This window comes from Sphingomonas sp., assembly GCF_026460985.1.
Taxonomy (GTDB): domain Bacteria; phylum Pseudomonadota; class Alphaproteobacteria; order Sphingomonadales; family Sphingomonadaceae; genus Sphingomonas.
In genome coordinates this window covers 1-13584 of record NZ_JAPKNM010000107.1, presented here as the reverse complement: position 1 = coordinate 13584, position 13584 = coordinate 1, and the positions used below count along the sequence as shown (strand labels likewise).

Genomic DNA, 13584 nt, shown 5'->3' with positions numbered 1-13584 from the left:
CGGCGCTTCGCCCGGTTGCGTGAACGCGAAACTACGCCCCGTTCATCCCCGGGCCATGTTCGCCTTCAGATCCGCGTCGTGCCCGGATAGGCAAACAGCAGGTCGCTCCCCGCCTCGGCATGGAGCTCGCATGTGCCCTCCACCGTCACGCACTCGCCGGCGCGGAATGCGACGCCGTCGACCACGCCTTCGCCCGCGAGCGGGATCAGCCATCCGGTCGTGCCCTGGGGGAGCGCGAAGGCGCGGCGGCCGCCTTCCCAGCGCTCGAGCACGAACTTGGGTCCTTCGACCAGGATCGCGCGATCCTCGGCCACCTTGCCCGGCATCGGATGCGGCACATAGGGGGTGGGGTCCGACACCGCGACGCCGTCCTCGAGGTGCAGTGCGCGCGGGCGGCCGTAATCGTAGAGCCGGTAGGTCGTCTCGCTGTTCTGCTGCACCTCGACCAGGGTGATGCCCGCGCCGATCGCGTGCACCGTGCCCGAGGCCGAATAGAAGAAATCGCCCGCCTTGACCGGCTTCCAGTCGAGCAATTCCTCGATCGACCCGTCGAGAGCAGCGGTGCGCAGCGTCTCGCGGTCGACGGACGCCTTGGTCCCCAGCGCGATCGTCGAATCGGGTTCGGCGTCGAGGATCACCCAGCATTCGTCCTTGCCGCGCGGCATCCCCTTGGCCTGGGCCTGCTCGTCATTGGGGTGGACCTGAACCGACAGCTTCTCGCTGGTGAACAGATATTTGATCAGCAGGTCGGGCGCGGCATTGCCCGGCGTCTGGAACCAGATCTCGCCCACCGGATCCTGATCGGGTGCGGGATCGGCAAAGCCCGGCCACAGCGTGTGGCGACCCCAGGGCTTTTCGACCCGGTGCGTGGCGAGAAGCGTCGCAGTCACTCAATTCCCTTCCGATCTTCAGATGCGCGATGACCTGCGCAACGCCCATGCGTGCGCAAAGCTCCGCGAACCGTCGCCGCGCTAATGGGCGGGTTCGGGCTCTGACACAATCGCGCCGCGAAAAGGATTGTTTGACGCCACTACGCTCGGCTAAGACCCCCATCCATGCGTACTCCCTTTGCTCGCGCGCTCGCGCTCGCCCTTGTTCCGGTGCTCGCCTTCTCGGTGGCCGGCTGCGCCAAGCGCGGCACCAAGACCGACCTTCCCTATGTCGCGCGCGACGTGGGCACGCTCTATTCGGCCGCCAAACAGCGGCTCGACCAGCGTCAGTACAAGCTCGCCGCCGCCTTGTTCGACGAGGTCGAGCGCCAGCATCCCTATTCGGTCTGGGCGCGCCGCGCGCAGCTGATGGGCGCGTTCAGCTATTATCTGAACCAGGATTATTCCGAATCGATCGCCTCGGCGCAGCGCTTCCTCGCGGTGCACCCGGGCAATCGCGACGCGCCTTATGCCTATTATCTGATCGGCCTCAGCTATTACGAGCAGATCGCCGACGTCACCCGCGACCAGAAGATCACCCAGCAGGCGCTCGATGCGCTCGGCGAGCTGACGCGCCGCTATCCCAATACCCGCTATGCCGCCGATGCGCGGCTCAAGATCGACCTCGTCCGCGATCACCTCGCGGGCAAGGAAATGGAGATCGGCCGCTTCTACGAGGGCCGCGGCCAGTGGCTCGCCGCGACGAACCGCTTCCGCAACGTCGTCGACAATTACCAGATGACGACGCACGTGCCCGAGGCGCTGCTGCGGCTGACCGAGGCCTATCTCGCGCTCGGCGTTCCGGCGGAAGCGCAAAAGGCCGCGGCGGTGCTCGGCGCCAACTATCCCGGCACCGACTGGTACAAGCGCGCTTATGACCTGATGCAGGAAAATCAGGACAAGCTCGCCAAGGCGCAGAACCCCGCGGGCTGAGCAATTTAAGCCCCTCCCCTTCAGGGGAGGGGTTGGGGGTGGGGCTGTGCCTCAAGCGATGATGCTCATGGATAGGCCCCACTCCAACCCAGCATCAGGTGAACAGCGCCCCGCGCTGTTCAGGCCATGCCGGGGGCATGGCCGACCGGATGCTCCTGAAGGGGAGGGGCTCTTTGACTGCTTCCGTTCTTCCTCCGTTCCTGCAATAAGCCGCCGCGCATGCTGACGGCGCTCTCCATCCGCGATGTCGTCCTGATCGAGGCGCTGGAGCTCGAATTCGGCGCGGGACTCGGCGTGCTGACCGGCGAAACCGGCGCGGGCAAGTCGATCCTGCTCGACGCGCTGGGGCTCGCACTGGGTGCGCGCGCCGAGAGCGGGCTGGTCCGCCAGGGCGCGGCGCAGGCGGTGGTGATCGCGACCTTCGACACGCCCGCCCGCGACGGCGCGATCGCCAATGTGATGGCGCAGAACGGGCTCGACCTCGAACCGGGCGAGCCTTTGCTCATCCGCCGCATCGTCAAGTCCGACGGCGGCAGCCGCGCTTTCGTCAACGATTCGCCCGCCTCGGCGGGCCTGCTCCGCGAGCTCGCGCCGCACCTGGTCGAGATCCATGGCCAGCACGACGATCGCGGGTTGCTCAATCCGCGTGGGCATCGCGCGCTGCTCGACATGTTCGGCCGGCTCGATGCGGGTCCGGTCGCCGTGGCGCATCGCGCGTGGCGCGTGGCCGAGGATGCACTCGCGGTCGCGCGCGCCGAGCAGGACGTCGCCGAGCGTGATCGCGAATGGCTCGACCATGCCGTGACCGAGCTTCGCGCGCTCGCGCCCGAGGCGGGGGAGGAGGAGCGCCTCGCCGAACGTCGCGCGACGATGCAGCGCGGCGAGAAGGTCGCGGGCGAGCTCCAGGCAGTGGCGCAACTGCTCGAGGGGTCCGAAGGCGGGCTCAGCCAGCTCCGCCAGGCCGCGCGGGTGCTCGAACGGATCGCCGACAGCCATGACGCGCTCGCCGAGGCGCTCGCGGCGATCGACCGCGCGATCACCGAGGGGGCCGAGGCGCAGGAGCGGATCGACGTGGCGGCGGAGGCGCTCGCCTTCGATCCCGCCGCGCTCGAGGCCGACGAGGCGCGCCTGTTCGAGCTTCGCGGCGTCGCCCGGAAACATCGCGTCCAGCCCGACGACCTGCCGGCCCTGCTCGACGAACTCGCCGCCCGGCTCGAACGCGTCGAGAGCGGGGGCGCCGGCATCGCGCGATTGGAGCTTGCGGTCGAGGAGGCGCACCGCGTCTATCGCGACGCCGCCCGGGCGCTTTCGGACGCGCGTGCGCAGGCGGCGGCGCGGCTCGACGCAGCGGTCGAGACCGAGCTCAAGCCGCTCAAGCTCGATGCCGCGCGCTTCCGCACAATGGTCGAGCCGCTCGACGAGGGGCAATGGTCGATCGCGGGCATGGACCGGGTCGAATTCGAGGTCTCGACCAATCCGGGCGCGCCCTTCGCGCCGCTGATCAAGATCGCCAGCGGCGGCGAGCTCTCGCGCTTCATCCTCGCCTTGAAGGTCGCGCTCGCCGAAGAGGGCGGAGCGGCGACCCTGATCTTCGACGAGATCGACCGCGGCGTCGGCGGCGCGGTGGCGAGCGCGATCGGCGAGCGGCTGGCGCGGCTCGCCGCGGCGGGGCAGGTGCTCGTCGTGACGCACAGCCCCCAGGTCGCAGCGCGGGGTACGCAGCATCTGCTCATCGCCAAGCGGCATGACGGCGTGGTCACGCGCACCGGCGTCACGCCGCTCGACGCGGACCAGCGCCGCGAGGAGATCGCGCGCATGCTCTCGGGTGCCGAGATCACCCCCGAGGCGCGCGCCCAGGCCGAGCGGCTGCTCGCGGCCTGACCGCCAAGCTGAACGATCCTTCCGGACCTGCGACAAAGTGCGACACAAAAGCGCGGGTCAGGGGACATTCCTGCGACAGCCGCGCCCCATAACGCTCCTCGACCGCCGCCGCGGTCCTGTTGAATGAGGAGAGTAACATGAAGAAGTTCACGCTCATGCTCGCCGGCCTCGGCATCGCCGCCGCGGCGGTTCCCGCCTCCGCCATCGCCGCGCCCGCGCCGCATTTCGGGCACTATCAGGGCGGCTGGCAGAACATCGACGCGCGCCAGGCGAATCTCGATGCCCGGATCGACCGGGGCGTCCGCTCGGGTGCGCTCACGCGCGGCGAAGCCGTCCGGTTGCGCGCGCAGTTCCGCGATCTCAACCGCCTCGAGGCGCGCTATCGCGCCAGCGGCCGCGGACTGACCATGGCCGAGCGCCGCGACCTCGACCGCCGCTTCGACGCGCTGTCGGCGCGGATCCGCTTCGAGAAGCATGATCGCCACGGCCGCGGCCGCTGACACCGGGAGCCGGCGTCAAGACCAGGACGGGCCCCACCAGAGATGGCGGGGCCTGTTCCGCAGGGAACCATTTGCGCCCATGAGAAAATAAGGGCAGCAATTCAGACACATCTTCTGTACAAGGCCGTCATGTACGCTGCAGCCCAACCGCAGACCGATTCCGCAACGCTCCTGGTGGTGGACGACGACCGGGACATCCGCCACCTTCTCGCGAACAGCCTCGGTGCGCGGGGCTTTCGCGTCGAGACCGCGGCCGACACGCGCAGCATGGACGAGGTTCTCGCCCGCACTCCGGTCGATTGCGTGATCCTCGACGTGATGATGCCGGGCGAGGATGGCCTGTCCGCTTGCCGCCGCATCGCGGGCGTCGGCGGACCCGAGGTCATCCTGCTCAGTGCGCTCGGCGAGGAGCAGGACCGCATCCTCGGGCTCGAGATCGGCGCGAGCCACTATCTGTCCAAGCCCTGCAGCCCGCGCGAGATCCTCGCGACGGTGCGCGCGGCGCTCCGCAAGCGCGGGGGAGGGACGGCGCCGACGAGCGAGATCTACACGTTCGACGGGTGGCGAATCGACCTCGGCAGCCACGAGCTGTTCGATCCGAACGGCGTGCTCGTCGGGCTCACCGACGGCGAGTTCGCGGTGCTGCGCGTGTTCATCGAACGGCCGCGCCGCGTGTTGTCGCGCGAAGCGCTGCTCCAGGCGGCGCGCGGGCCCGACAGCGACGCCTATGACCGCGCGATCGACGTGCAGGTCAGCCGCCTGCGCCGCAAGCTGCGCGCGGGCGGGGACGAGATCATCCGCACCGTCCGCAACGAAGGCTATCTGTTCGTGCCGCGAGTCGTGCGCGCATGAACGCACCCAGGGGCGCGGCGCGATCGCCGTTGTTCCTGCGCATCTTCCTGCTGATGCTGGTCTGCGTGGCCGTGGTCCAGCTGATGAACCTGATGCTGCTGATCGCGGTGCAGACTCCCTCGGCCAAGCTCTACACCGTCGACCACGTCGTCCAGGCCATGACGCAAGGCCGCGACCCGACGGGCGAGTTGCAGGTCGAGCGAGTCGCGACGGTGGAAGCCGCGCCGTGGAACCCGCGCAGCGAGCGGATCGGGGCGGCGCTGGCCACTGCGCTCGGCACCTCTCCCGAGAAGGTATGGATCCGCTTCACGCCGCCCTTCCTCCAGCGCGAGCGCATGTTCGAACGCTCGGCGGTGCCGCGCCCCTCACCGATCAGCCCGGCGGTGGCCCGCAACGTCCTCGTCATCGGCGGATTTTCGGCCGCGTGGCAGCAGCCCGACGGACAGTGGATCCAAGTCGCGTCCATTGAGGGTTTCGAGCCGTGGCGCTGGTTCGTGCTAGCCTGGCTGTTCGTGTCGGCGCTCGCCGTGGCGCCCTTCGCCTGGGCGCTCGCGCATCGCTTCGCCAAGCCGATCCGCGCCTTCGCCGCCGCCGCCGAGCGGTTGGGGCGCGATCCGCGCGCGGCGCCGCTCGAGCTCGAAGGCCCGGCCGAGATCGCCGAGGCCGCGGCTGCGTTCAACACGATGCAGGCGCGGCTCAATCGCTATGTCGACGATCGCACCACCGTGATCAGCGCCGTGGCACACGACCTGCGCACGCCGCTGATGCGGCTCGGGCTGCGGCTCGAGGGCGCACCCGACGATCTGCGCCGCGCGTGCGAGGGCGACATCCGCGACATGCAGGGACTGGTCTCGACCGCGCTCACTTATGTACGCGACACCAGCCAGAAGCCGGTGCGGCGCCCGCTCGACCTGCGCTCGCTGACCGAGTCGGTGGTCGACGACCTCGCCGATCGCGGTGAGACGGTGACGCTCGCGCCGGGCGAGCCGGTGGTGCTCGACGGCAATCCCGCGGGGATCAAGGCGCTGGTCACCAATTTGATCACCAACGCGGTCAAATATGCCGGCAGCGCCGATCTGACGCTGGCCCAGGTCGATGGCCACGCGGTACTCGAAGTGCGCGATCGCGGCCCCGGAATCCCGCCCGAGGATCTCGAGCACGTGTTCGAGCCCTTCTTCCGCGGCGAGCGTTCGCGGAACCGCGACACCGGCGGCGTCGGCCTCGGCTTGCCCAGCGCGCGGGCGGTGGCGCGCGCGCATGGCGGCGACGTCGAACTGGCCAACCGCGCGGGTGGCGGGCTGATCGCCACGGTCAGCCTGCCGGTTTAGCGCGCCGCCGCGGCGACGATGGCGGCGTGGATCGCGTTCTGCATAAGCTTGGGCCGCAGCATCGAATCATAGGGGCAGGGCCGGCGCGGCTGGCCGTCGGCGCGTGGCTCGAAGCTCTGCAGCCAGTTGTACTTGTCGCTCATCCCCCAGACGAGCACGTCCCTGAGTTGCGGATAGCCGAGCATCAGGTCGAGATAGCCGCGCGTATAATCGGCCACCGCCTGGTCGCGCACGGCGATGTCCGCGGGCAGGCCGGTGTCGCGCACGTCGAGCTCGGAGACCACCAGCCTGTAGCCCATGCCCACCACTTCATCGAGGAAGGCCCGCCATGCCGGGCTCTGGTTCGCCACCAGGGTCGCAACCGGCGTGCCCGAATAGATGCCGATATGGCTCTGGATGCCGAGTGCGTCGACGGGGACGCCGCGGGCGCGGAAGCCGCGCAGCAGCGCGAGCACGCCGGCATGGTGCGCGGTCGCGCCGCCCTCCCAGCCCATATAGTCGTTGTAGACGAGCTGCGCGGTCGGCGCCTCGGCGCGTGCGGTGCGGAAGGCGAGGTCGAGCGTTGCCTGCGCCCCACCCAGCGCCTGGCTGAGCGCGGTCTCGTAGAGATTGCCGCTCGCCGGATCGACCGCTTCGTTGACCACGTCGTAGCTCGCGATCCTCGATCCGTACCGGCGGCAGATTGTCTGGATGTGCTCGGTGAGCACGCGCGCCGCCTCCGCGGTGCCCGTGCCGTAATCGTGGCTCTCGGCCCATGCCGGCATCCAGCGGCGCTGATGCCAGAGCAGGGTATGCCCGCGCATCGCCATGCCCTTCGCCTCGGCATAGCCGAGGATCGCGTCGAAGCGGGTGAAGTCGAAGCTCGCCGCATTCGGCCGGATCGACTGCCATTTGAGCTCGTTCTCGGGCACCAGGATCGCGCAATCCTGCTCGAGCAGAGCGGCGTAAGCGGGATTCGCGAACGATCCCGCATCCGCGCCCGGCGACGACCAGGCGACCGCGGAGCCGAAGCGGATGCCCTTGGCGGCCGCGGCGCCCTTGATGTCGGCGGCGGTCACTGGCGGCGGGGTAGGGGTGGGCGTGGGCGCGGGCGTTTGCGGCGGAGTCACGATCGATCCTCCGCCGCCTCCGCTACTGCATGCCCCGGTAGCGAGCGCCAGCATCAGTCCGATGCTCTCGCGACGCGTGAGACGATCCGGCAAGGCACCTCTCCGATATACGACTACGAGAGTCTTTCGCCCCCGTCCGTCGGCATGATAGCGCTAACGCCTGCGCAACGGCAGAGCGATTTCCGCGCGAGACGGGATCGGAGGATCGGGCTAGCTTGCGCATCGCGAGAGGAGAGGATGATGGGGAACAGGCAAAGCCGCCGCGAGGTCCTGACCGGCTCGGGCGCCGCATTCCTGGCGGCGGCGCTGCCGGCGTGCAGCTGGGCGCAGGAGGCGCCGAAGCGCAAGCTCGGCTATGCGATCGTCGGACTGGGCAGCTACGCCACGCGCCAGATCATGCCGCGATTGAAGGATTGCGAGTTCGCGAAGCTGGCCGCCCTGGTCAGCGGCACCCCCGAGAAGCTCGAGCGCTACGGGACCGAATACAGCATCCCCAAGACGCATCGCTACAGCTATGCGAACTACGACAGCATCCGCGACAATCCCGATATCGACCTGGTCTATGTCGTGCTGCCCAATTCGATGCATGCCGAATATTCGATCCGCGCGAGCCAGGCGGGCAAGCACGTGCTGTGCGAGAAGCCGATGGCGGTCTCCTCGGCCGAATGCGAGGCGATGATCGCCGCGGCGAAGAAGGCCGGCAAGAAGCTGATGATCGGATATCGCAGCCGCTTCGAGCCGTACAATCGCGAGGCGATCGAACTGGTGAAGAGCGGCTTTGTCGGCCGGCCGCGGCTGATCACCGCCGAGCATGGCTTCAACATCCAGCCCAACCAGTGGCGGCTCGACCGGCCGCTCTCGGGCGGCGGATCGATGATGGACATCGGCATCTACAGCCTCAACGCCGCGCGCTATCTCGCGGGCGAGGAGCCGGTGGAGGTCAGCGCGATGGAATCGACCGACAAGAACGACCCGCGCTTCGGCAATGTCGAGGACCGGATCGACTGGCAGATGCGCTTCCCCTCGGGCGCGCTCGCCAATTGCGTGTCGAGCTATACTTCGCATCACAACGCCTATCGCGTGACCGGGACCCAGGGATGGGTCGGGCTAGAGCCCGCCACTTCCTATGAAGGCCAGCTGATGTGGGTGCGCAAGAGCGGGAAGACCGAGCAGCGGACGCTGCCCGTGCCGGCCAAGAACCAGTTCGTGGGGCAGCTCGATCACCTCGCCGAATGCGCGATGAGCGGCCGCGAGCCGATCGTTTCGGGCGAGGAGGGGCTCCGGGACCTGCGGTTGATCGAGGCGATCTATCGCTCGGCGCGTGAGGGCAAGGCGATCCGGGTACTGCAGGCGTGAAGGCGATGCGTGTAGCGTTGCTGCGCCGGACGTTCGTATAGGGAGGGGATGATGACCAGGATCACGCGCCGCGCGGCGCTCGCCGGTATGGCGACGCTCCCCTTCGTCCCCGCGCTTGCCCGCGCCGAAACCGTCGGCGGCATCACCCGCCTCGATCCGGCGCTCGACGCCGTGGTCGACGCGAATGCGCCGATCGAAGTGCTCGGCACCGGCTATAGATGGGCCGAGGGCCCCGTCTGGGTGAAGCGCGGCGGCTATCTGCTCTTCTCCGACGTTCCCACGAACATCGCCTATCGCTGGAAGGCGGGCGAGGGGGTTACGCCCTTCCTCGATCCGTCGGGGCTGGTCGGGCCGATCCCGGCCACCATCCGCGAGGCCGGATCGAACGGCATGGCCGTGGATGCGGAGGGTCGGCTGATCGTAGCCGATTCGGGCACCCGCGCGATCGCCGCGGTCGACCTCGCGACCAAGCGCCGCACGATCCTGGCCGATCGCTATCAGGGCAAACGCTTCAACAGCTGCAACGACGTTGCGATCGGGCGGGACGGCGCGATCTACTTCACCGATCCGCCTTACGGCCTGGCCGAAGGGGACACCTCGCCGCTCAAGGAACTGCCGTTCAACGGCGTGTTCCTGCGCGCCTCGGACGGCGTGATCCGGCTGATCGACGACAAGCTCAAGCGCCCCAACGGCGTCGCGCTCTGCCCGAAGAAGACCACGCTCTACGTCGCCATGTCGGACGAGGCGCGGCCGCACATCCTCGCTTATCCGCTCGGCGCCGACGGCCTGCCGCGGACCGCGCCGACCCTGTTCCATGATTTCAGCGCGCCGCTTGCGCGCAAGCTCCCCGGGCTGCCGGACGGGCTCAAGGTCGACAAAGCGGGCCGCGTCTTCGCCACCGGCCCGGGCGGCGTCCATGTCCTCTCGCCCGAGGGCAAGGCGCTCGGGCTGATCGCCACCGGCAAGGCGACCGCCAATTGCGCGTTCGGCGAAGACGGCAGGACCTTGTTCCTCACCTCCAGCGACATGCTCGCGCGCGTCCGGCTCAAGGCCTCGGGCTGGTAGAGCCGGAGATGGCCGCCTAGATCGGAAACATGTCCGAACCCGAGGCGATTCCCGCGGCTACCGTGATCGTGATGCGCGAAGTCGCCGGCGGTCCGCCCGAACTGTTGATCGTTGAGCGCGCCAAGGCGATGTCGTTCGCGGGCGGAGCGTTGGTCTTCCCGGGCGGCCGCGTCGATCCCGGCGACCATGCGCTCGCGGCAACGCTGGCCGGCGATTCCGACGATCTCGCCGCGCGGATCGCCGCGGTGCGCGAGACGATCGAGGAAGCGGGCGTCGCGGTCGGCGTGACGGTGGCGGCCGGGGCGATCCCGGATCTCCAGCGCCGCCTCTATGCCGGCGAGGCGATGGGCACGCTGCTCGACCAGGTCGGCGGCGCGCTCGATCTGGACGCCCTCGTCCCCTTCGCGCGCTGGCTGCCCGCCGGGGTCCGCCACAAGGTGTTCGACACGCGCTTCTACCTCGCCCGCGCGCCCGAGGGCGCCGAACCGGTGGTCGACGGCAACGAGAATGTCCGCGTCTTCTGGGCGTCGGCGCCGGCCGTGCTCGACCAAGCTGATCGCGGCGAGGCGACGATCATCTTCCCGACGCGCCGCAACCTCGAGCGCCTCGCCTTGTTCGCCAGCTTCGCCGACGCCGTGGCCGATGCCCGCGCGCATCCGGTCCGCACGATCACGCCGTGGATCGAGGCGCGCGGGGACGGCGAGCATCTCTGCATCCCCGACGATCTCGGCTATCCGGTCACTTCGGAGCCGCTCGCGCGGGCGATCCGCGCATGAGGACGATCCGCCAGGCGATCCTCGCCGTCGTCGCTTTCGCGGTGCTGCTCGGCATCTTCTTCACGATCTACGCGCTGGTGCGGAACCGGCCGCAGGACCTGCCCTGGACCAAGCTCGACCTCGGCCAGCCGATCGGCGCCTTCACCGGCCGCAAGCTCGCCGGGCTGACCGACGACTTCGCCGAGTGCCGCGCGCTGCTCCAGGCGGCGGGGGTGCGCTACACGATCCTGCCGACGGCGAGGTCGGGCGAGAAATGCGGCTATGCCGACGCGCTGCGCTTTGCCCCCGGGGGATCGCAGCGGATCGCATTCACGCCCGCGCGGCTCGGCGTCTCGTGCCCGGTCGCCGCGGGACTGGCGATGTGGGAGTGGAACGTCCTCCAGCCCGCGGCGCAGAAGCATTTCGGCGCGCGGGTCGAGCGGATCGAGCATCTCGGCAGCTATTCGTGCCGACGCCTCTACGGCCGCAGCTCGGGCGACTGGAGCGAGCACGCCACCGCCGACGCGATCGACGTCACCGGCTTCCTGCTGTCGGACGGCACGCATGTCGGCGTGCTCGAGGATTGGGAGAGTGGGGGGAAGAAGGCCGCGTTCCTGCGCGAAGTGCGTACCGGCGGGTGCAAGTTGTTCTCGACCGTATTGTCGCCCGATTACAACGCAGCGCACCGCGATCACTTGCACCTCGACCAGGCCGAGCGTGGGGAGATGGGGTGGCGGGCCTGCCGGTGAGGCAGACCCGCTCGGAAGTCAGTGGGGAAGCGCGGCGGCGTCGACCTTTTCCACCCATTGCGGGAAGAAGGCCGGCTGGCGGTTGGACCAGCCCGAGGCGGTCGCCGCGGCTTCGCTGATCGACTGGAGCAGCTTCCGGCGCAGGTCCGGATGCAGATGCGGCAGTGCCGCCGCCGAGCAGAAGGCAGAGGGCAGCCAGGGGCGGACCTCGGCGCCGACCAGGCGCTCGTAGAGGAAGCGATAGGCCGAGAAGCTGGTGAGACGGCCCTGGCCGAGATCGAATGCAGAGACCGTGACGAGCGGCGCCATGAACGGCTCGATCGAATCCAGGTCGCTGTCGTCGGGCATCAGCGCGCGCAGTTCGGGGATGCGCTCGTACATGCGTGCCTGGGCGCGGATGCTCGCGGCCTCGACCACGTCGCGCGACCAGCGCTCCAGCGCGTCCTCGCGCTCGAATCCGATATCAAGCGCGCGGCGGATGTAACGCTGCGTCGCTGCGCTGAACCCCGCGAATTCCTTCATTTCGGCCAGCGTCATGGCGCCTTCGGCCGGCTTCATTCTCGATGCCATCACCTTAACTCCCACCCCACTCAAATCCCCGACGGAGACTATGCGGCAGAATGGTTAACGTGCCGCTTAATCAGCCGTTGGCTCCCGTTCATTATAGGAGGCCAGAAGCTGTTGCAGCGCAACATCGGTTGCGATGAACCGAGTCCCGGCTAGAGGAAAAACACGTAGGGTGATGCAGTTGCGCAACAAAAGTGCAGCATGCGCGAGCCCGCCTGCCATTCGAAAGGCGTAGAATCGCGGGATGCGGGGGCGATCGGCTTCCGCCTCCCCAAAATCGCGGTGCATGACACCGGTTTTCCGGCCGGTTCCTGCAACCCATCGGCTCGTCGCAACGGTTCGTCGGATCGGTGGGTCGAGGGGGTGTACCGCCGTCCTATGTTGCGGTTAGCAACACGCAACAGCTTCCTGACCGGGGGGTCTATGAATTTCCGTGCTTTCGCAGCGCGTTTTGCGCTGGTGGTGTCGTGCGTCCTGATGACTGCCGTGCCCGCGCAGGCGAAGAGCGCCTATCTCCAGTGCGCGCCCTATGCGCGCCAGGTCTCCGGTGTGAAGATCCATGGCAATGCTTGGACCTGGTGGGGCCAGGCGGCGGGCCGTTACGAACGCGGCAACGCGCCGAAGGTCGGCGCGGTGATGTCGTTCAAGAAGACCGCGAAGAACCCGTTCGGCCATGTCGCGATGGTCTCGCAGCTGATCAGCGACCGCGAAGTGCTGCTCACGCATGCCAACTGGTCGCGCCGCGGCGGCATCGAGCGCGACGTGCGCGCGGTCGACGTATCCGCGGCGGGCGACTGGAGCGAGGTCCGCGTGTGGTTCGCCCCGCTCGGCGATCTCGGCACCTCGACCTATCCGGTCAACGGCTTCATCTATGCCGATGGCGCGCCCGACGCCTTCGAAGCGCCGCAGTTCGTGAAGAAGGCCGACAAGATCATGGTCGCCTCGCTCGAGATCGACCTCAGCGACCTCAAGCTCGAGACCGTCGCCAACTAACCCTTCGGCCTGAACGCCAGCGCCACGCCGTTCATGCAATAGCGTTTTCCCGTAGGCCGCGGCCCATCGTCGAAGACATGGCCGAGATGCCCGCCGCAGCGCCGGCACAGCACTTCTGTCCGCACCATCCCCAGCGAGCGATCGCTCTTCGTCACCACCGCATTGGGCAGCGCCGCAGTGAAGCTCGGCCAGCCGGTGCCGCTGTCGAACTTGGCCGTCGATGAAAACAGCGGCAGCGCGCATCCCGCACAGACGAAGAGGCCCGCGCGATGCTCGCGGTTCAGCGGGCTCGTGCCCGGAAACTCGGTCGCGCCCTGGCGCAGCGTCCGATAGGCGGCAGGGCTGAGCCGCTTCTTCCATTCGGCATCGGTCAGCGTGAACGAAAAGCGCTGCGCCGCCTCGGCCGGCGCGCCGCCGCATGCCGCGGTGATGGCGCCGAGCCCGGCGACGGCGAGGAGCGTGCGGCGATCGGTTTGCATGTTGGGGATGTGGGGTTCTGACTCCCCTCCCTGCAAGGGAGGGGCAGGGGGTGGGTGCGAGCGCAGCGAGCCGGCAACGGTGCGGCAA

Annotated in this window: 14 protein-coding genes; 10 read left to right on the top strand and 4 right to left on the bottom strand. The window is 68.8% G+C overall.

Annotated features, from left to right (window positions below; translation table 11 throughout):
• Positions 1-65: 65 nt before the first annotated feature.
• A complete protein-coding gene (locus tag MT490_RS17565; protein WP_297390616.1) occupies positions 66-890 on the bottom strand; it encodes a class I mannose-6-phosphate isomerase in 825 nt (274 codons plus the stop codon).
• 165 nt (positions 891-1055) lie between these two features.
• On the opposite strand from MT490_RS17565, the gene MT490_RS17560 reads away from it, so the two are divergent.
• The 5 genes from MT490_RS17560 (at position 1056) to MT490_RS17540 (ending at position 6423) form a co-directional block, all read left to right on the top strand.
• The gene (locus MT490_RS17560; protein WP_297390614.1) at positions 1056-1862 is read left to right on the top strand and encodes an outer membrane protein assembly factor BamD; all 807 of its coding nucleotides are present in this window, start codon (positions 1056-1058) and stop codon (positions 1860-1862) included.
• 219 nt (positions 1863-2081) lie between these two features.
• The gene (gene recN / locus MT490_RS17555; protein ID WP_297390612.1) at positions 2082-3743 is read left to right on the top strand and encodes a DNA repair protein RecN; all 1662 of its coding nucleotides are present in this window, start codon (positions 2082-2084) and stop codon (positions 3741-3743) included.
• Between the two features lie 137 nt (positions 3744-3880).
• The gene (locus MT490_RS17550) at positions 3881-4243 is read left to right on the top strand and encodes a hypothetical protein (protein ID WP_297390610.1); all 363 of its coding nucleotides are present in this window, start codon (positions 3881-3883) and stop codon (positions 4241-4243) included.
• Positions 4244-4372: 129 nt separating this feature from the next.
• On the top strand, positions 4373-5095 hold the full coding sequence (locus MT490_RS17545; protein WP_297390608.1) for a response regulator: 723 nt from the start codon (positions 4373-4375) through the stop codon (positions 5093-5095).
• On the top strand, positions 5092-6423 hold the full coding sequence (locus tag MT490_RS17540) for a HAMP domain-containing sensor histidine kinase (RefSeq protein WP_297390607.1): 1332 nt from the start codon (positions 5092-5094) through the stop codon (positions 6421-6423). The genes MT490_RS17545 and MT490_RS17540 overlap by 4 nt, the downstream gene beginning before the upstream one ends.
• Here the strand turns inward: MT490_RS17540 and MT490_RS17535 are convergent.
• Positions 6420-7532 carry an endo-1,4-beta-xylanase gene (locus MT490_RS17535; protein ID WP_297390605.1) on the bottom strand — a complete coding sequence of 371 codons (1113 nt, stop codon included), beginning with the start codon at positions 7530-7532 and terminating at the stop codon, positions 6420-6422. The two genes, MT490_RS17540 and MT490_RS17535, sit on opposite strands and share 4 nt — an antisense overlap.
• 240 nt (positions 7533-7772) lie before the next feature.
• On the opposite strand from MT490_RS17535, the gene MT490_RS17530 reads away from it, so the two are divergent.
• Genes MT490_RS17530 through MT490_RS17515 form a run of 4 tightly spaced genes read left to right on the top strand, consistent with a single transcriptional unit; the run spans position 7773 to position 11457 of the window.
• A complete protein-coding gene (locus MT490_RS17530; protein WP_297390603.1) occupies positions 7773-8888 on the top strand; it encodes a Gfo/Idh/MocA family oxidoreductase in 1116 nt (371 codons plus the stop codon).
• Positions 8889-8939: 51 nt separating this feature from the next.
• Complete coding sequence (locus MT490_RS17525; RefSeq protein ID WP_297390600.1) at positions 8940-9953, top strand: SMP-30/gluconolactonase/LRE family protein; 1014 nt, start codon at positions 8940-8942, stop codon at positions 9951-9953.
• A 29-nt stretch (positions 9954-9982) separates the two neighbouring features.
• Entirely contained in the window at positions 9983-10729 is a 747-nt protein-coding gene (locus MT490_RS17520) for an NUDIX domain-containing protein (protein ID WP_297390599.1), read from the top strand.
• Positions 10726-11457: an extensin family protein gene (locus MT490_RS17515; protein WP_297390597.1), complete on the top strand. Its 732-nt coding sequence runs from the start codon at positions 10726-10728 to the stop codon at positions 11455-11457. The genes MT490_RS17520 and MT490_RS17515 overlap by 4 nt, the downstream gene beginning before the upstream one ends.
• Positions 11458-11475: 18 nt before the next feature.
• Here MT490_RS17515 and MT490_RS17510 read toward each other — a convergent pair whose 3' ends face one another.
• A complete protein-coding gene (locus MT490_RS17510) occupies positions 11476-12027 on the bottom strand; it encodes a hypothetical protein (RefSeq protein WP_297390595.1) in 552 nt (183 codons plus the stop codon).
• 420 nt (positions 12028-12447) lie between these two features.
• Between MT490_RS17510 and MT490_RS17505 the strand changes: the two genes are divergently transcribed.
• Positions 12448-13017 carry a CHAP domain-containing protein gene (locus MT490_RS17505; RefSeq protein WP_297390593.1) on the top strand — a complete coding sequence of 190 codons (570 nt, stop codon included), beginning with the start codon at positions 12448-12450 and terminating at the stop codon, positions 13015-13017.
• Here the strand turns inward: MT490_RS17505 and msrB are convergent.
• Positions 13014-13496, bottom strand: coding sequence for a peptide-methionine (R)-S-oxide reductase MsrB (msrB, locus tag MT490_RS17500; RefSeq protein ID WP_297390591.1), 483 nt, complete (start codon positions 13494-13496; stop codon positions 13014-13016). The genes MT490_RS17505 and msrB overlap by 4 nt on opposite strands.
• Between the last annotated feature and the right edge of the window lie 88 nt (positions 13497-13584).